Annotated in this window: 18 protein-coding genes and 2 tRNA genes; 5 read left to right on the top strand and 15 right to left on the bottom strand. The window is 47.0% G+C overall.

The annotated features are described in order from the left end of the window. Nucleotides 1–544 precede the first annotated feature (544 nt). The 4 genes from AOA56_RS13885 to AOA56_RS13870 all read right to left on the bottom strand — a co-directional run bounded on the left by AOA56_RS13885 (nucleotide 545) and on the right by AOA56_RS13870 (nucleotide 4,313). Entirely contained in the window at nucleotides 545–1,321 is a 777-nt protein-coding gene (locus AOA56_RS13885) for a CvpA family protein (RefSeq protein ID WP_024731512.1), read from the bottom strand. Nucleotides 1,322–1,330: 9 nt separating this feature from the next. After that, on the bottom strand, nucleotides 1,331–2,638 hold the full coding sequence (locus AOA56_RS13880; RefSeq protein WP_024731511.1) for a DUF5711 family protein: 1,308 nt from the start codon (nucleotides 2,636–2,638) through the stop codon (nucleotides 1,331–1,333). A gap of 64 nt (nucleotides 2,639–2,702) precedes the next feature. Next, entirely contained in the window at nucleotides 2,703–3,758 is a 1,056-nt protein-coding gene (locus AOA56_RS13875; RefSeq protein WP_024731510.1) for a LysM peptidoglycan-binding domain-containing protein, read from the bottom strand. A 219-nt stretch (nucleotides 3,759–3,977) separates the two neighbouring features. Next, entirely contained in the window at nucleotides 3,978–4,313 is a 336-nt protein-coding gene (locus AOA56_RS13870) for a cyclic-di-AMP receptor (RefSeq protein WP_024731509.1), read from the bottom strand. 185 nt (nucleotides 4,314–4,498) lie between these two features. Between AOA56_RS13870 and AOA56_RS13865 the strand changes: the two genes are divergently transcribed. The 4 genes from AOA56_RS13865 (at nucleotide 4,499) to AOA56_RS13850 (ending at nucleotide 9,117) form a co-directional block, all read left to right on the top strand. Further along, nucleotides 4,499–4,774 (top strand): metal-sensing transcriptional repressor, encoded by a 276-nt coding sequence (locus AOA56_RS13865; protein ID WP_024731508.1) that lies wholly within the window; start codon nucleotides 4,499–4,501, stop codon nucleotides 4,772–4,774. A gap of 78 nt (nucleotides 4,775–4,852) precedes the next feature. Beyond that, nucleotides 4,853–5,473, top strand: coding sequence for a superoxide dismutase (locus tag AOA56_RS13860; protein ID WP_243237577.1), 621 nt, complete (start codon nucleotides 4,853–4,855; stop codon nucleotides 5,471–5,473). Between the two features lie 72 nt (nucleotides 5,474–5,545). Beyond that, complete coding sequence (locus AOA56_RS13855; RefSeq protein WP_053769913.1) at nucleotides 5,546–7,429, top strand: heavy metal translocating P-type ATPase; 1,884 nt, start codon at nucleotides 5,546–5,548, stop codon at nucleotides 7,427–7,429. A 50-nt stretch (nucleotides 7,430–7,479) separates the two neighbouring features. Beyond that, nucleotides 7,480–9,117 carry an aryl-sulfate sulfotransferase gene (locus AOA56_RS13850; RefSeq protein WP_024731506.1) on the top strand — a complete coding sequence of 546 codons (1,638 nt, stop codon included), beginning with the start codon at nucleotides 7,480–7,482 and terminating at the stop codon, nucleotides 9,115–9,117. 150 nt (nucleotides 9,118–9,267) lie between these two features. On the opposite strand, the gene AOA56_RS13845 is transcribed toward AOA56_RS13850, so the two are convergent. The 8 genes from AOA56_RS13845 to AOA56_RS13810 all read right to left on the bottom strand — a co-directional run bounded on the left by AOA56_RS13845 (nucleotide 9,268) and on the right by AOA56_RS13810 (nucleotide 16,836). Then, nucleotides 9,268–10,212, bottom strand: a complete 945-nt coding sequence (locus tag AOA56_RS13845; RefSeq protein WP_024731505.1) for a transketolase family protein — start codon at nucleotides 10,210–10,212, stop codon at nucleotides 9,268–9,270. Then, nucleotides 10,200–11,036: a transketolase gene (locus AOA56_RS13840; protein ID WP_024731504.1), complete on the bottom strand. Its 837-nt coding sequence runs from the start codon at nucleotides 11,034–11,036 to the stop codon at nucleotides 10,200–10,202. The genes AOA56_RS13845 and AOA56_RS13840 overlap by 13 nt, the downstream gene beginning before the upstream one ends. A gap of 33 nt (nucleotides 11,037–11,069) precedes the next feature. After that, nucleotides 11,070–11,723 carry a fructose-6-phosphate aldolase gene (gene fsa, locus AOA56_RS13835; RefSeq protein WP_024731503.1) on the bottom strand — a complete coding sequence of 218 codons (654 nt, stop codon included), beginning with the start codon at nucleotides 11,721–11,723 and terminating at the stop codon, nucleotides 11,070–11,072. A 272-nt stretch (nucleotides 11,724–11,995) separates the two neighbouring features. Further along, entirely contained in the window at nucleotides 11,996–13,081 is a 1,086-nt protein-coding gene (locus tag AOA56_RS13830; RefSeq protein ID WP_024731502.1) for a LacI family DNA-binding transcriptional regulator, read from the bottom strand. 67 nt (nucleotides 13,082–13,148) lie between these two features. After that, the gene (recR, locus tag AOA56_RS13825) at nucleotides 13,149–13,745 is read right to left on the bottom strand and encodes a recombination mediator RecR (RefSeq protein WP_024731501.1); all 597 of its coding nucleotides are present in this window, start codon (nucleotides 13,743–13,745) and stop codon (nucleotides 13,149–13,151) included. 17 nt (nucleotides 13,746–13,762) lie between these two features. Then, nucleotides 13,763–14,116 (bottom strand): YbaB/EbfC family nucleoid-associated protein, encoded by a 354-nt coding sequence (locus tag AOA56_RS13820; protein ID WP_024731500.1) that lies wholly within the window; start codon nucleotides 14,114–14,116, stop codon nucleotides 13,763–13,765. Between the two features lie 12 nt (nucleotides 14,117–14,128). Continuing rightward, nucleotides 14,129–15,709 carry a DNA polymerase III subunit gamma/tau gene (gene dnaX, locus AOA56_RS13815; protein WP_024731499.1) on the bottom strand — a complete coding sequence of 527 codons (1,581 nt, stop codon included), beginning with the start codon at nucleotides 15,707–15,709 and terminating at the stop codon, nucleotides 14,129–14,131. Between the two features lie 44 nt (nucleotides 15,710–15,753). Further along, entirely contained in the window at nucleotides 15,754–16,836 is a 1,083-nt protein-coding gene (locus AOA56_RS13810; RefSeq protein ID WP_024731498.1) for a 6-phosphofructokinase, read from the bottom strand. A 245-nt stretch (nucleotides 16,837–17,081) separates the two neighbouring features. Here AOA56_RS13810 and AOA56_RS13805 point away from each other — a divergent pair, with 245 nt between their 5' ends. Next, nucleotides 17,082–17,945: a methionyl aminopeptidase gene (locus AOA56_RS13805; protein WP_024731497.1), complete on the top strand. Its 864-nt coding sequence runs from the start codon at nucleotides 17,082–17,084 to the stop codon at nucleotides 17,943–17,945. 99 nt (nucleotides 17,946–18,044) lie between these two features. On the opposite strand, the gene AOA56_RS13800 is transcribed toward AOA56_RS13805, so the two are convergent. The 3 genes from AOA56_RS13800 to AOA56_RS13790 form a co-directional block, all read right to left on the bottom strand. Then, nucleotides 18,045–18,115 (bottom strand) — tRNA-Gly (locus AOA56_RS13800). A 3-nt stretch (nucleotides 18,116–18,118) separates the two neighbouring features. Further along, a tRNA-Phe gene (locus tag AOA56_RS13795) sits at nucleotides 18,119–18,191 on the bottom strand. Nucleotides 18,192–18,333: 142 nt separating this feature from the next. Further along, a complete protein-coding gene (locus AOA56_RS13790; protein WP_024731496.1) occupies nucleotides 18,334–18,657 on the bottom strand; it encodes a hypothetical protein in 324 nt (107 codons plus the stop codon). Between the last annotated feature and the right edge of the window lie 65 nt (nucleotides 18,658–18,722).

Here is an 18,722-nt window from a genome sequence, read left to right as displayed (position 1 = left end):
TATATTAGATTATCACATCTGTTCCTCTGTGTCAAGTGTTTTTTTCATCTTTTTTCCAGTTTTCTGATCCGGCGTCCCGGTCTCTCTATCCGGGATCCGCCCGGGCCAGACATCTGCATTTGATGTTTTGTTCTGACACTTATCAGCGGAACGTGTTATATCATATCATCTGTGCTTATAAATGTCAACTTCTTTTTTCGACTTTTTTTATCTTTTTATAGCTAGCCATCCGCACGGTTGAAATACTAAAAATCTGTCGCAATTTTGCCCGTAGAAGATTTTCGGTGTTTCAAGACATATGGCGCTTAGCAAAAACGGAGACTTATCTGTGTATGCAGTGAAAAACAGCGCAAGCCACGAATCTGAGCTGTATTTTGGAATCATTACCTTCTTTTTCATATATACAATCAGACTATCTCAACTAAATACGAGCAGGAACATTCTTACCCAAAGAGAATTTTATTGATTCCAGGTCATATAATATCCAGTTGCCTTCCTTTTATGCATGAATATTTTAGAAAGTTTATAAAAGAGGCTTCACGTATCAGCGAAGCCCCATAAGAATCTTCAATATATAATTGTTCTGGAACAAAAATCGCAGGAAAGCGTTTCCATTGATCTGTCTGAAAATTTCCTGTCCTGCCTGTGTCGTATAAAGCATCGTAAAAATCAGAAAGACGATCCAGACCAAAATCAACGCCATTGCAAACCCAAGGACTGCTCCGACTACCCGGTTGATCCCACCAATAATCGGAAGCCACGATACAACATCCAGGATGTAGATCATTATTTTGAGTACGATCGAAATCACTAGGAAGAGTACGATCGCCGTTAGAATCTGTACAACCAAATGTGTGATCCCCTTTGCGATATAGTCTGCGAAGCTGTTTGCTCCAATCATACCATATATTTCTTTATTATTATTTTCCTGCAGATATTCTTTGAAAATCTCCGGTATATTAGAATTCTCGATGATCTCAGCCTGCTCCTGTCTAGATACCTCGATGTCCGAAAGCCTGTCCATCAAGTCCGAAAGATCCAAGTTTTCTTCACCGTTTGCCTGAGTCTCGATCCCCGTCTGTTCTCTCAACGCCTCCGTCATATTTGCCGTCAGAACGCTTTCGCATCGCTCCTCAATCCAGTCGTCCACAGGGGTATACTGGATGACCGCATCCGCGGCGTACGGCGTAAGTATCACAACCAAAATCCACGTAGCTACTGCGGCAGCAAGGGATAACGCAATCCTCAGCGCCCCCTTCATATATCCTACAATCACTCCGACCGCCAGAATTCCTATCGTTCCATATAATAACCAATTCATGCTGTTCTCCTATTTTGTCAGGCGTACTCTCTGTGTTCCTTTGTCACTCATCAATAAATATTTATTGATCCCTTTCAAGACAAACAGGTCTTTGATATTTGCCCCCACAGTACCTTCAAACCGGTGAATACCGCCTTCTGTAAAGATGCTCGCGCTCTCACCATCAAAAAGTATCACCTGCCCGTCATCAATCTTCATGTTACTATAGTCACCCTCGAATTCCTTTGATACCACCTCATCACCACTGTAATCATAAAACCGCAGCTCGCTGCCGGAAGAGCCCTCATCGGCCAAAACAAACGCCAGATATTCCTCATTGTAAGCAATGCTTCGGATCTCCTTGTCAATACTAATCTTTTTCTTCTCTTTCGGCTCGGCTCCGTCATAGATGACGAATCCTCCGTCCCCCACCGCAACCGACTGCTCTTCAGAATTGAAAAATACCGTCGGCATCAACTGGTTTGCATAAGTGCCGCCTCCGATCCGGTAATCTCCATCTTTATGCTCATTTCCAAAATCATAGTAGGCAAGCTGTGTATCAACTTCACTGTTCTGTGTCATCATATAGGAGACAAGAAGTTTCGTCCCGTCCGGAGACAATGCAAGATCCACCGGATAGCCGCTTGTAGCCGCTGACACTTTATACTCAATCAGGACATTTCCTGACACATCAAAACACTGTATCACGGGCGCTCCGCCATTTTCAAGAATTACCGCCGTGATCCCCTGACTGGAAACAGCCATTTTCTCTATCGGGAGTGTCGTCTTTATCTGTCCTCTCAAGCCGTCTTCCCCGAATACCGCAATCTCATTACCCCTCAGCTCGGCCACAGCGGCGGAACTTCTGCTCACCTCCATGATTGGCTTCTGAAACTGAATACTTTCTTTCCAAAGCTCCTTTCCCTCCAGATTGAAAAGAGAAACGCTGTCCGCGTCACAACCTAAAATGTTCTCCCCGTACCTTACATAAAAGCTGTTCCCGCCTCTCGCCTCCTGTATCTGCTCCACCACCTCGATCCCTGTGTAAGTCTGCAGTGTGATCGTCAGGTACGACACAGCCACCGCCGCCGTCACTACCCCTACGACGATCCACCTGCGGATGGTTCTCTTTGCTCTGACACTCAATGGTTTTCTCTTCTTCTCAGGAATCTTTTCTTCCTGATCCGGTGTCTCAATAGAAGGTCTTACGGTCCATGTTTCTACCTGAGACTTCCGGACAGGTTTCCGTCTGATCCGTACAGAGCTTCTCTTTCCGGAAAGGTCCGGGACATCCACCCGTGGGATGACATGGAACGACTCCTGCTTCTTATCCTTCATCTTGCTTTCCCCTTTGTATTTTATTTATACTGTTCTATTTCTGATTATCATAACATACTTTTTCTTATGGCAACAGCAGTTTTTGGCCAATATAGATGAAATCCCCGTTTGTGAGTCCGTTCATGCGGGCAATGGCATCGATATGGGAGGTGTCACCGTAGAGCTTTTGGCTGATGGTAGCGAGCGTATCTCCTCGCTGCACAACGTAATATTCTCCATTGCTGTCTGTGTCCGGTGTCTGAGTCGTTCCTGCCGTATCGGTTTTACCGGTTTCCTCCTCTGTAGTTTCCTCCACCTGTGTTGTTACTTTGCCTTCTGCTGCCTGTGCTTCTTTTTCATTTTCCGCTTTTTCCACAGTCTTTGTAATCTGATCAATAGACGTCTGAACCGCTTTGATCTTATCATAATTGTTTACCATTGTCACTCCGATGATCAGAATCACAATGAGCAGGAAGGTGCTGGCTGCGTACAGGAAACGATTATTCTGCTTCTGGTCTGCCTTTTCAAGTTTTGCTTTTACGATACTACGAAAATCCTTCGCAGCTCGATCTGTAATAGATTCACTGGGTGTAATCTTGTTTTCTTTTCGGGAGGAAATCATATAATTCTGCATTTCCGGATTTTTCTCATAATAAATATAATGTCCGTTGATCTCCATCAGTTCTTCATATTTGTAAGCATAAAATTTCTCATCCCGGTCTTTTGGATCTTTCATAATAAAAATTGTATTTTCTTCAGCAAAATATTTTTTATGGATCGCCTCCAGATTCTCATCAGTACCTGGGACACGGGATGGATCGATCAGAAACCATCCGATCAAAGACTGATTACCGAAATATTCCTTACAGTCTTTCATACCGGCTTCTACAGCCGCCTCCGGAATATTAAGTTTACTTTCATTTTTTACAATTTCCGATATCCTGACGGCGCCGGATATGTATACACAGTCCTGATCCTCTACCTGGCCTTTTTCACCGATCAGAAAAGCACCCTGGGGCTCTTCCTCCATTTTATCGCAAAGCTGGTTCAGAAATGTATCCACATAATCTTCTACATAAATTTTGGGGCTGTCACATACATTTCCTATCTGCCGTACATTTTTTGGAAACTGTTTTTCCATATATTCTCACCTCATATTCATATTTTTTCTCATCATATCATAGCGGAAACGCCGAATTTATCGGTTTATGTCAGAGCTTCCCAAGAAAAATCCGACATGCAATCTAAAAAAACCGGAAGACTCGTAGCATTTTGCACGAACCTTCCGGTTTTTTTCATGAATTTTGTATTTCCGGGACATGTTTTGTCAACTTTGCGCCTCTCTTTTGTGTACGGCAAATCAAATCTTCTTAAACTGCTCTACATTCAATACAAATACTGTGGCTCCACCGACCTCAACTGTGATAGGAATGTAAGAGTAACTAATCATGGAAAGATCCCCCTGCGGGTACGGAGTGGTTACCTCCACCTGTTTTCTCTTCGCACACTCTTTTTGAAGGATCTCAAAGACTTCCTCCACCTGTTCGTCTTCCACACCAATCATCAGGGTCGTGTTTCCCTTCCGCAGAAAACCTCCGGTACTGGATAATTTTGTAACCCGGTATCTCTTTTCGTTCAGGTGCCTGACGGCTTTATTCGTATCATCGTCATGTACAACCGCAAAAATCAACTTCATAAGAAACGCCCCTTTCGTTTTTATTTAACAGAATTATACCATAAGAGAAAACAAATTACACATAATTTTGTTTAAAAATCAAAAATTTACAATCTCTATCCGGCCTGACTTGACACCCTTCTCATTTCAGCGGATAATAATAAAATACATATTCTTGTAAGAGTATTAGTGAAGGAGGCTTTCCCATGAAACAATGTATTGATTCCCAAAATCTTCACCGACGTCTTAGGAAGATTATAGGTCAGGTCCAGGCGATCGACCGGATGATCGACGAAGACATTCCCTGTGAGGACATTCTCTCTCAGATCAATGCTGCCAAATCTGCTCTTCATAGAGCAGGGCAGGTAGTGCTCGAAGGACATATCCAGCACTGCGTCCGGGATGGAATTGAGCACGGCGATGCGGATGAGACAATTTCAAAGTTTACAAAGGCGGTTGAGCGCTTTGCCAATATGATCTGAAAAATATCTGAGTTTTTGTCATTTCTTTCTCTGCAGTTGACTATATTACCAATAGAACACACAAGGAGGTATACTAGATTGATCACAGAAATGACATACCCGTTTGTTCTCCCACCGCTCCCCTACCCTTATGATGCCCTGGAGCCGTTTATCGATCGGGAGACTATGTATCTGCATCACGACAAACACTTCCAAACCTATGTAGATAATCTGAACAACGCACTTCAGAATGTCCCACAGTACCATTCCTGGACTCTCTCAAGGCTTCTAACCGAACTTGGATCTCTGCCGGAACCGCTCCAGACTGCCGTCCGCAATAATGGGGGAGGGGCTTATAGCCACGATCTCTATTTTGATCTGATGGCCCCTCCAGGACAGGATATCGCTCCTGCAATTCTAGATTACTATGATTCGGCAGAACAGTTTTTCGCAGACATGAAAGCCGCTGCCCTGGGACAGTTCGGCTCCGGCGCCGCATGGCTGGTTGTGCGTCCGGACAGCTCTCTTGGAATCATCGCGCTCCCAAATCAGGACAATCCGCTTACCTGTGGTTTTTACCCCCTTCTCCCACTTGATGTCTGGGAACATGCTTACTACCTGAAATATCATAATTTACGCAGCAGCTATATCGATAATTGGTTTCATGTGATTAATTGGGAGGCCGTTCTGGATCGATTGTTTTCCTTTTTTCTCTCTTGACAACCTATACCCCTATAGGTATAATTTTTTATTATATACCTACAGAGGTAAGGAAGGGAGAAAAGATATTTTATGAAAACACTAGAACGGATTCTGGAATGGGGCGGTATAAAAAAAGACATTACCTTACTGATCATTTCCCTGATAGCACTGCTAGCAAGTCTTTTTGAGATCCGTCCATTTATTTTTGATCTGGCCTGGATTTCCGTTATCTTGTGCGGAGTGCCAATTGTTCTGGAAGCGATTATCGGACTGGTGACAACATTCGACATCAAGGCTGATGTCCTTGTCTCACTTGCTCTTATCGCCTCACTGTTAATCGGTGAGGACTTTGCCGCAGGAGAAGTTGCTTTTATTATGCAGCTTGGAGCTCTTCTGGAGGATTTGACGGTCTCACGGGCGCGCGCCGGCATTGAAAAACTTATCCATCTCACGCCCCGGACAGCACGCAGATTGACTCCTGTTGGTACGGAGATGATTCCCGCAAGCGACGTATGCTTCGGGGATCATCTCCGTGTCCTGCCTGGGGAAACCGTACCGGTGGACGGCGAAATTCTTTCGGGAACGACTTCGATCAATCAGGCGGTAATGACCGGAGAATCCCTGCCCGTTGACAAGGGCGTCGGAGACGAGGTCTCAAGCGGTACTGTCAATCTTTACGGCTCTTTTGATATGAAAGCGCTAAAAGTCGGGGAGGACAGCTCTATCCAGCGGATGATCCGCCTTATCCAGTCTGCCGATGCCGGAAAAGCGAAGATCGTCGGCCTAGCAGACCGCTTTGCGACCTGGATTGTCGTGATTGCCCTTTTGGCTGCGGCTCTTACCTGGCTTTTTACCGGAGAAATCATCCGGGCCGTTACGATTCTGGTTGTATTTTGTCCGTGTGCTCTCGTTCTCGCCACCCCTACCGCCATCATGGCTGCCATCGGGAATGCGACCCGGCATGGTTTCCTCGTCCGCGAGGGAGATGCCCTGGAGCGTCTTTCCATGGTAAAAAAAATTGCCTTTGACAAAACCGGAACCCTCACGGAAGGGAATCTCCACGTGAAAACCGTCCACAGTATTCTTCCGGAACTTTCCGATCGAGACCTATACCGTCTGACGGCAGCGGCAGAACTGAGGTCAGAGCATCCTCTCGGCAAAGCCGTCGTCTCCCAGTTCCAGAAAACCGATGAAATGCTTTCCGTCTCACCGGAAAATTTTCAGATGATTCCGGGCAGAGGCGTCTCCGCCGTGGTAAATGGGCAGGCGGTATTGGCAGGAAACGGGCAGTTTATGGAGGATTACGAAATTCCCTCTTACGAAACACTTCTTATGGAAACTTCTTCCTATCGGGATGAGGGATGTACTGTGATTTATGTTTCTGTTTCCGGCAAGGCGGCCGGCTTTCTTGTTTTGTCAGACACCCTGCGGGAAAATGCTGCCAGAACCATTGATGCGGTCCGCGCTACGGGTATCTCCCCGGTTCTTCTCACCGGAGATCACAAAAATACCGCCACACACATTGGTACGCTTCTGCACATCGATGAGATTTACTCGGACTGCCTGCCGGAAGAAAAACTTTCCTGGATCGAATACTCCCAGGAGCAACATCTCCCGGTCTGCATGATCGGGGATGGAATCAACGATGCCCCATCTCTGAAAAAGGCTTTTGTGGGAATTGCAATGGGTGGTATCGGGAGCGATATTGCTGTGGACGCGGCAGATATTGCCCTTGTAAATGACGACATCCGTGAGCTTCCGCATCTGATTGCTCTGTCGAAAAAAATGATGTTTACAATCAAATGTAATCTCACTTTTTCCATGGCACTGAATTTCTTTGCAATTGTTCTGGCGATTCTTGGAATTTTAAATCCGGTTGTCGGCGCCCTGGTACATAACGCAGGATCGGTGTTTGTCATCATCCACTCCGCCTTCCTGCTGACTTTTAAAAATCACAAAAATTTCAGGAATTAATTTCAAAGCTTTCACAAACTTATCGCAACATAGTAGTGGAGGTGATATTTGTGAAAGTAAAATCCAGACACTTTTCTATCATTCCTTGCATTTTTTTAAGCGGCTGGATGTTATCTGCCTGTTTCAGTTCAAACGGAACATCTGAGGATGCGTCCACCCCTTCCGGGACTTCTGAGGCAGAAAATCAGGGAATCCTTACATTGGATTTCGAAGAGGATATTGACACCATTTATACACTGGAATATCAATCCGATATCTCTGATCAGATTGAAGATCTGAAATCGGAGAGGGAATATACGTTGGAAGATCCTCTTATCATTGCAGATCCTTATGGCACCAACACGACCGGACTTTATCTATATTTTACAACAGATACCCCAACTCTCCTCTCCTACACTATCTCTGCCGATGGCTGTGAAGACTTTACGCAGACGGCGGCAGGCGGCTATGAAATCGAGCATGAACATCAGATCATCGGCGTGATTGCAGGAACCAAGAATACAATCAAATTGACTACGACAGACGAAAGCGGAGCTAAGACCCAAACACTCACCCTCAGCTACACAGCGCCGGAACTTCTCGGTGATTCCGAAAATGCCCAGCTTACCGTTACCGACGGCGAAAGCAGTGAAGCTTTATCAGATGGTCTCTATACGATGCTTGGCAACCGCAGCGGCGAAGACAATGAGCAAGTGGATTTTATCCTCGTCTATGACAACAACGGCACGCTTAGAAGTGAGATCCCCATCAAGAGTTATCGAAGCTGCCGTTTGCTTTTCGATGAGGATACCATGTATTACAGTACTTCTGCTGATGAAATTGCGGCCCTTGACGCTGACAGCCAGATCACCGCTCTCTACGAAATGGGTGATTACAAGCTGCACCACGATTATATTTTTGGTAGCCAGAATGATCTTCTCGTCCTCGCCACGGACACTGCTTCCAACACGGAAGAGGACCGGATCGTAAGTGTCAGCCTGGAGGACGGATTGGTCACAGAACTGATCGACCTAGCGGATCTCTTTGAGGAGTACTTTCACTCCATCGACTACGAGGAAGACGAACTGGACTGGATGCATATCAATTCTCTCTGTCTTGCGGGAGACGATACGCTGATTATTAGTTCCAGGGAGACATCCAGTATTATCAAGATCAGTGGCATTTACGACAATCCATCTGTGGATTACCTCATCAGTTCCGATCAGTTCTGGGAGGGTACCGGATATGAAAACCTGCTTCTTTCCCAATCCGGCGATTTTACTCTCCAGGCGGGACAGCACTGCGTAGACTACGAAACTTCCGATGAGCTCGCGCAGGGACAATACTATCTGACGATGTATAATAACAACAATGCTACTATCAGTACCCGGGACTACGATTACACTACGGATGACCATTACAATGGAACGTATTCCGGTACCGAGGGGGACGAATCCTACTACTATAAATATCTCGTCGATGAGAATGCCGGTACCTTTAAGCTGGTGGAAAGTCTCCCGGTCACCTATTCGGGATATGTCAGCTCTGTACAGCAGACCGGCGGCAATCTGATTATTAACAGCGGAAGCAAGTTCAAGACCAGCGAATTTGACAGGAACCACAACCTGATCCAGACCCTGACCGGAAGCGGCGAGACATGGTGGTACCGTGTCTTCAAATACACCTACAGCGGTTACTGGTTCGCATAAGGCCAACGCAATGAGATGCAGGTCTGTAAAGCTAGGTCTCAAAGAAATGGAAATTGCTCTGCATAACTGAGATGTGTCCCAATGCACCGAATGAAAAAACGGATAAAAGAAGAGCGCTTCGTCAGGTTGCGCTCTTCTTGCTGTTATGATTTATTTTTCTACAAATGCTTTAACTTTATTATAAATGCTCTCGCCGTCCAGCTCATACTTTTTGATGAGTTCTCCAGCCGGACCGGATTCTCCAAATACATCATTGACTCCAATCTTCATTACTTTCGCACATGCCGTCTCAGCAACTATGTCGCAGACTGCACTTCCAAGTCCACCGATCACCGAGTGTTCCTCTACAGTCACAATCTTTCCTGTCTTCTCAGCAGCTTTTAAGACTGCCTCTGAATCCAAAGGCTTAATGGTATGCATGTTAATGACTTCTGCCTGAATACCATCCTCTGCCAGCCTTTCTGCTGCCACTAAAGCCTCATTTACTTCCAGACCAGCGGCGATGATCGCAACATCGCTTCCATCCCGCAGAGTAATTGCCTTGCCGATCTCGAATTCGTAATTTGGATTATCATTAATGACCGGAACGGCCAGACGACCAAATCGCAGGTACACCGGTCCCTGATGCTCGTAGGCTGCTTTCACAGCCGCCTTTGCCTCCACATCATCGGATGGTACAATAACAGTCATCCCAGGAATCGTCCGCATCAGCGCAATGTCCTCGTTGCACTGGTGCGTCGCACCATCCTCTCCAACGGAGATCCCAGCGTGAGTCGCACCGATCTTTACATTGAGCTTTGGATATCCAATGGAGTTTCTCACCTGTTCAAAAGCACGTCCTGCCGCGAACATGGCAAATGAACTTGCAAATGGCACTTTACCTGTGGCTGCGAGACCTGCCGCAACTCCCATCATATTTCCTTCCGCAATTCCGCAGTCGATATGGCGCTGCGGAAATGCTTTCTGAAAAATTCCTGTCTTTGTCGCACCCGCAAGGTCTGCATCCAGTACGATCACATCGTCGTGCTCTTTTCCGAGCTCCACTAAAGCATTACCGTAGCTCTCTCTTGTTGCGATTTTCTTTACTTCTGACATAATGCTTCACCTGCTTTCTCTAATTCTTCCATTGCGATCTTATACTGTTCCTCATTCGGAGCAACACCATGCCAGGACGCCTGGTTCTCCATATAGGAAACCCCTTTCCCTTTTACAGTCTTGGCTATGATGGCAGTCGGCATTCCTTTCCTCTGTCTTGCCCCCTCAAATGCTGCTCTCAAAGAATCAAAATCATGTCCATCTACATTAATGACATGGAAATTGAACGCTTCAAACTTTTTGTCGATCGGATACGGGGAATTGACCTCGTCAATCGCCCCGTCGATTTGTAGGTTATTATTGTCCACGATTACTACCAGATTGTCCAGCTTTCTGTGCCCTGCCAGCATTGCCGCCTCCCATACCTGGCCTTCCTGGATTTCACCATCTCCCACTAAGGTGTATACACGGTAGTCATCCCCGGAAAGCTTTGCGGAAATGGCCATTCCAACTGCCGCGGAGATCCCCTGTCCAAGAGAGCCGCTTGACATATCCACCCCCGGAATGTGCTTCATGTCCGGATGTCCCTGTAAATAGGAACCTACATGACGGAACGTCTTTAAATCTTCCACCGGAAAAAATCCTCTGTTCGCCAGAGCAGAATAGTATCCTGGTGACGTATGCCCCTTGGAAACGACAAGACGGTCTCTGCCTGCTTTCTTCGGATCCTTTGGATCAATATTCATCTCTTCAAAATAAAGATATGTATAGATGTCCGCCGCAGATAAAGATCCGCCCGGATGCCCGGATTTCGCGCTATAAACTGCTGTCACAATACCTTTGCGGACTTCATTGGCTGTTTTCTGTAATTCTAAATTGTCCATGACAATGCCTCCTGTCTTTGTCTTTCGGGAGAATTATTCCCCAAATACTTTTTTGTAGTCTGCCTGAAATTTCTCGATTCCGGCATCAGTCAGTGGATGATGTGTCATCTGTTCAATTACCTTGTACGGTACCGTCGCAATGTCTGCCCCTGCAAGCGCACACTCTGTCACATGAATTGGATTGCGTATACTTGCGGCGATAACCTGTGTCTCAATTCCGGAAACAGCAAACATCTCCACGATCTCCTCAACCAGCTCTGCTCCTACCACCGAAATATCGTCCAGACGTCCAAGAAACGGAGATACATAGCTTGCGCCGGCTCTTGCCGCAAGCAGCGCCTGATTTGCCGTAAAAATCAAAGTCACATTCGTCTTTACTCCTTCTGTAGAAAGAACTTTAACCGCCTTTAATCCTTCTGCGGTCATCGGAATTTTCACTACCATGTTCGGATGAATTTTAGCAATCTCGCGTCCCTCCGCAATCATTCCTTCGGCATCTGTCGTTGTCGCCTTAACCTCCCCGCTGATCGGTCCATCCACAATAGATGTGATCTCCTTGATGACTTCGTTAAAATCCCTGCCTTCTTTTGCGATCAAAGACGGGTTGGTTGTCACTCCACAGATCACTCCCATATCGTTTGCTTTTCTGATCTCCTCTACATTTGCCGTGTCGATAAAAAATCTCATCTTCCTGTTCCTCCTTATTTTAGGTTCCTGTTGTTCATTTAATTTCATTATAAAACCTGAAAATAAGCCGGTCAATACCGCCAATTTTTATTAGTAATTTTCCAAATTAATAATTGTATTTTTATTAATTTTTTTATCTGTTACCCCAGCACTACAAAGAACATTTTTTTGTTCTCCTACCAACCATTTTCTGGATTTTCAGGGCACTATTTCCTTGTTTCAACGGATTTTATATCATTCTTATTACTAATAATTTAAGCAGATTCATTAATTCATTTTTTTGCATAGGATGTGGTACTACGAATAATGAGTCTCGGCTCATACTCTACATGGTAGATGCTTACCGGCTCCATGCCGGAATACTTCATCTGGCCGCTGTCAATTTTCTTCATAATAATATCGCAAGCGTCCCTTCCCTTAAAAACAACAAAGTGTTCCACCGTCGTAAGCGCCAGTTTGTGCATCCTCGCAAACAGAGTGTTGTCACACCCCATCACCGAGATATCCCCCGGAACCTTGTACTTTTCCTCATGTAGGGCGTCCAGGATCCCAAAGGCGATCATATCGTTCAGCCCCACGATAGCCGTCACCCGACGCTTTTCGGCCAGAAGCTCCTTTGTCAGATCATAGCCAATCTTGTACTCGGAATCAATATTTGCCACGTTCATATCGTAAGCTTCATCTGCTGCCTTGATAATGACACGCTCCTTCAGACCCCAGCGGTCGAATTCCTTTAAGAATCCTTCCACCCGTTTGGAGCGCTGTTTCTGCCGGATTGTCAAAGGAGGCGCAATATAGGCCACATCCCGGTGCCCCAACTCCAGGAGGTGACTCGCCATCAGACGTCCAAGCTTAGAATTATCAATCTCCACCGCATCCACACTCATCTGTTCATTTTGATTGTTGACAACAACGATAGGGATTTGCTTTGCCAGCTCCTCTATCATCTCCATGTAACAGCGACTCGGATTGCATGTGTAGATAATACCAAGCGGCGAAAGCTCCGGCATCATCCGCAGGTATCGTTCCTCCATCTTGAGGCTCCGCTGTGTGTTACAAATAAACAGCCCAAAACCTGCCTCTTTTGCCCTCGTCTCAATCCCTTGAAGCAGCATGACGTAATACGGATTCGTCAAATTTGAGCAAAAGACAACCAGAAGCTTCTCCCGCCTGCTCTCTTTGCGGATCTTACGTTTCGGCGGCTGATAACCAAGCTCCTTTGCGATCTGCTCCACCTTCTCCACAGTCTCCTTGGAAAAGGAGACATTATACTTCTTATTTAGGATCATAGAGACGGCGGACTGAGATACTCCCGCCGCCTTCGCAATATCTGTCGATGTGGTCTTCTTTTTTCTCATTTCAGTCTCCGCCTTCCAAAAAGAAAGGGATCTACAGAAGTCCTCAGCTTTTGCAATCCCTTTTATCTTACAGCTCCGTACGTCCTTCCAGGGCGCGAAGAAGTGTCACTTCGTCAATATATTCCAAGTCTCCGCCGACCGGAACCCCGCTTGCGATTCTGCTGACCTTGATCCCTGTCGGCTTGATCAGCTTGCTGATATACATAGCGGTCGTCTCCCCCTCCAGGGTGGAATTCGTGGCGATAATAACTTCATCCACGTCACCCTCCAGCCGGACCATCAGCTCTTTGAGCCGGATGTCCCCCGGACCGATACCCAGCATCGGGGAAATTGCCCCGTGAAGCACATGGTAGACGCCCTCATATTTGCCCGTCTTTTCGTAGGCGGCCAGATCTCTCGGCGTCTCCACCACCATGATCGTCCTGTGATCCCTCTGCTCGTTCCGGCAGATCGGACAGAGCTCATCGTCCGTCAACGTACAACACTCCTTACAGTAGCGGACATGATTCCTGGCGCTCACCATCGTCTCGGCGAGCTTTTCAACCTGCTCCTTTGGCATGTGGATCAAATGAAACGCCAGTCTCTGAGCTGATTTCGCCCCAATACCGGGAAGCCTTGAGAGCTCCTCAATCAGACGGCTGATCTGATTACTGTAATATTCCATTCTCTTTCACTCCCGGACTAGAATAATCCTGGCATTCCTCCGCCAATGCCTCCCGTAAGTTTGTTCATTACGGAAGAATTCGCCTCATCTACCTGGCGAAGTGCTTCATTGACGGCTGCCACCACCAGATCCTGAAGCATCTCGATATCTTCCGGATCCACCACTTCTTCCTGAAGCTCTACACCTAAGACCTCTCTCTTACCGGATACCGTCACCTTGACAGCACCGCCGCCTGCTGTAGCGGTAAACTGTTTTGTCTCCAGTTCCTTTGCCTGCTCTTCCATCTGACGCTGCATCTTCTGTGCCTGCTTCATCAGATTCGCCATATTCCCTGGCATTCCTCCGCCAGGAAAACCACCTCGTTTTGCCATATCCTCTTCCTCCTAATCTTCTACCGTGATATCCATATGGATCAACTGTTCCAGATCAATAAAGCTGTCCTCAAATCTGCGTCCCTGCTCAATCTTTCCGATCTCGATCTCCACCTTCTTACCTGTCCTTTCGGCAATCAGGTCCTGAATCTCCTGCTTATGCTCCGGGGTTCCCACTACGCCTGCTGCCAGATCATCCGGAAGGATAATCTGTAGCTGTCCCGCATTTCCGACACTGAGTCTTGCCTGTCTGAGATAGACTCTCAGCATCCCAGACGCGTCATTTGCGATCATACGGAAATTTTTCACCACTTCCTTCACATCCTCCGGAAGTGCCTGAGGGATCTCTCTTGAAGCCGGGGCCGGTACCTGTGCCTCCCCTCCCGGTGCCATGGCCATGCCATCAATGTGCCTCGGAAGGGTCGCCGGGACTACAAGTCCTTTCTCTACCTTCTCCTCCAGAGCGCGGATTCTCTCCAAAAGTGTATCCTGTCTCGTCTCCATCTGAGGTACGCAGACCCGAATCAAAGCCACCTCCAAAAGAACCCGCTTCTGGGTAGCATATTTAAGCTGATTGCTCAGATCTGAAAAGATCCTGATATAACGCATCAGTGCGTCATTTTCTATCATCTGTGCTTCTTCTTTCAACTGTGCAAGATTCTCCGTCGAAACGTCAAGCACATCCTCCATATTATCAGAACTTTTCACCAATAGCAAGTTTCTTAAATACCAGGTAAAATCGGTCGTCAACTGAGCGGGCTCCTTGCCTTCCATCACCAGCTCATTAACCGTCTTAAGCACCCCTTTTACATCCCGGTCTATCATTCTGCGAAGGAGGGCGCTGTACACATCCGTGTCCACCGCCCCCAAGACATCCAGCACCTTGTCGTAGGTAAGCTTTTCGCCGATATGAAAGGCAATGCACTGATCCAGAAGACTCAGCGCATCCCTCATAGAACCGTCCGCTGCCTTGGCAATATAACGGACCGCCCGCTCCTCCACTTCCACTTGCTCTTTTATCATCAGTTCTTTCAGGCGTGCCGTAATCGTATCAATGGTGATTCTTCTGAAATCATATCTCTGACACCGTGACAAAATCGTGACCGGAATCTTGTGAACTTCCGTGGTAGCCAGGATAAAGATCACGTACTCCGGCGGCTCCTCCAACGTCTTTAAGAGGGCGTTGAAAGCTCCAATGGAAAGCATGTGTACCTCATCGATGATATACACCTTGTATCGTCCCTGCGCCGGACGATACTCGACCTCCTCCCTGATACTGCGGATGTTATCAACACCGTTGTTCGACGCCGCGTCGATCTCCACCACATTCATATATGCGCCGGATGCGATATTACGGCACATATCACATTCTCCGCATGGACTGCCGTCCACCGGATGCTCGCAGTTGACCGCCCTGGCAAAAATTTTCGCCACCGTCGTCTTTCCGGTTCCCCGCGTCCCGCAGAACAGATACGCATGTCCGATCCTGCCTGATCTGATCTGATTTTTCAGTGTAGTAACAATATGATCCTGCCCCTTTACGTCTTCAAACTCTGCTGGTCGGAACTTTCTGTATAAGGCAGTATAAGACATAATTCATTCTCCTTGTCTGATCTTTGCTGATTCTAACTTTCCGTCTACTTGTCGCCAAAACTGATACCGATAGTCCGCGCCTCTTTGATGATCTTGGACTTCGGGTCCACTGTTTTTAATTTCCCTGCCACTTCCTCAAGAGGGACCTTGCAGGTCTCTCCTTCTTTGATAGCTACCATGTATCCGTACTCGTGCCGAAGGATCATCTCCGCTGCTGCCGCTCCCAGTCTCGTGGATAGTACGCGATCATACGGACATGGAGATCCACCTCTCTGGGTATGTCCCGGAACAGTAATGCGGACTTCCTGATCACACTTCTTCTGGATCTTCTCCGCCAGCTCGTAAGCCACAGATGGATATTTTGCCTTCTTCTTTTCCATTACTTCTTTTAATTTCTTCTTTGGAAGCTCTGCGTCCTCCTTGGCAACAGCGCCTTCCGCAACCGCAATGATCGTAAAGCGCTTACCCGCCTCAGAACGCTTCTTGATATACTCCGCTATCACATTCAGATCATAAGGAATCTCCGGAAGCAGTACGATGTCTGCACCACCTGCAATACCGGCATGAAGCGTCACCCATCCGACCTTATGTCCCATCACTTCTACTATGAACACACGGCTGTGGGATGTTGCCGTCGTATGGATCCGGTCGATCGTATCCGTTGCAATGTCCACCGCACTCTGAAAGCCAAACGTCATATCTGTGCCCCAAAGATCATTATCAATCGTCTTCGGCAGGGTGATGACATTTAATCCTTCTTCGCGAAGCATGTTAGCTGTCTTGTGCGTACCGTTTCCCCCAAGGATCACGAGGCAGTCCAGATTCAACTTGTGGTAGGTGTGCTTCATCGCCTCCACCTTGTCCACTCCGTCTTCACCGATCACTCTCATCTGCTTAAACGGCTGTCTGGACGTCCCGAGTATCGTCCCACCTCTTGTCAAAATACCGGAAAAATCACGCTCCGTCATCATATCAAACGAAGAGTAAATCAATCCCTTATATCCATCTTTAAATCCGTAAATCTCTGCATCTTTTACTTTGGCAAAAACTCCTTTTGCCACGCCTCTCATGGCGGCATTGAGTGCCTGACAGTCTCCGCCGCTTGTCAGCATACCGATTCTCAGCATATATTCACGTCCTTTCTGTTCATATGTCCTTATTATATCTTATTTTATGGGTGCTAACAACTGCGAAATGCGATATAATAGGAAAAGAGAGGCTTTATACTCACTCTGCTATTGTAACGGTAACTCATCAAAGTCCGGTCCTTTCCATGACTTTAGCGACCGGTTACAATTCCGGAATGTACCTTTGGATACTTCCGATGACTGAGAGATTCACAAATTTACTAAAACAAAGGAGATATAGAAGTATGGAACGAAATGAACCTTGCTGGTGCGGAAGCGGCAAAAAATACAAAAAATGTCATATGGCGATAGACGAGCAGATTGCTCTACATGCCGAAAAGGGGGAGATCGTACCGGATCACTCTATGATTAAAACCGCAGAGCAGATCGAGAAGATCCGTATCAGCGCCAAGCTTAATACAGCAGTCCTCGACCATGTGGCCGAGCATATCCATGCAGGCATGAGCACAGCCGAAATCGACAAACTGGTCTATGATTTTACGACAGTGCACGGCGGCATTCCGGCGCCCCTTGACTATCAGGGCTTCCCGAAAAGCGTGTGTACCTCTATTAATAATGAGATTTGTCACGGCATCCCGGATGAATCCATCATCCTCCAGGAGGGCGACATCGTGAATGTGGACGTCTCCACTATCCTGGACGGCTACTTTTCTGACGCATCCCGGATGTTCTGCATTGGTGAAGTAAGTGAAAGGGCAAAACGCCTCGTCCGCGTGACCGAAGAGTGTGTGGAACTGGGATTAAAAGAAGCAAAACCATGGAACCACTTAGGCGATATCGCTGACGCCATCAACACCCACGCCAAAGCAAACGGCTACTCTGTAGTAGAAGATATTGGCGGACACGGAGTCGGACTGGAATTCCACGAGGAGCCTTGGGTCAGCTACGTCACTCCGAAGGGAAGCGAGATGCTCCTTGTTCCTGGCATGATGTTCACCATTGAACCGATGATCAATGAAGGAAGTCCGGATTTCTTCATCGATGAGGATAATGGCTGGACTGTCTATACCGAGGACGATGGTCTGTCCGCCCAGATCGAATATATGGTGCTGATCACTGAGGACGGTGCCGAAGTATTGACTAAATAACATGCGGCCCGGGACGGACACCTGGCATATAAAAGCCGCCGGCCTGCGATTGATCTTGTATCCGCAGGCCGGCGGCTTTTACTTTTTGGCAAGAAAAAAAGCGGGTGATGGGAATCGAACCCACGTATCCAGCTTGGAAGGCTGGTGTTCTACCATTGAACTACACCCGCATATGCCCAAAGCCGGAATCGAACCAGCGACACGAGGATTTTCAGTCCTCTGCTCTACCAACTGAGCTATCTGGGCATCTTCTGTGCGATCAGCACATGGACTATTATATGGCCTCGATCTATATTTGTCAACACTTTTTTTCTTTTTTTCTAACTATCCAACTGCATAGCCTGAATAGTGATATGTCTCAAATACTTTTTATTACTTGCAATTTCGCTCAGTGACCGTCGTACTCTCCTACATAAATCATACCATACCGGTACACAAGCCAGGTACCCATCTCTTCGCCCCGATCTCTGTCGTACGGAGCGTCCAGTAGTACATAGCCGATCTGTCCGTCATCCAGATCCTGCGGATATCCTTCTGTCGTCATCTTTGCTGTCAAAGCCGCCAGCGGATGCCCAGACCGCAGAATCGCGAAACGCACCGCACCCTGTGGGAGCATCAGCACATACATTGCAGTAACCAGTACCAGAAACAGTATGACAGAAAGCCAGAACTTTCTTGTCTTTATCGTATGTATCTTCTTTCTTTTTTTCATCCACTACACCGCCATATCTATCTTTCCCCTGCTTTTATATTACAGCAAAACAGGACAAAGAATCC

It is taken from the genome of Sellimonas intestinalis, assembly GCF_001280875.1.
In the GTDB taxonomy this organism is placed as follows: Bacteria; Bacillota; Clostridia; order Lachnospirales; family Lachnospiraceae; genus Sellimonas; species Sellimonas intestinalis.
Note: the sequence above shows the minus strand (reverse complement) of the source record. Positions and strands in the feature narration are given on the sequence as shown.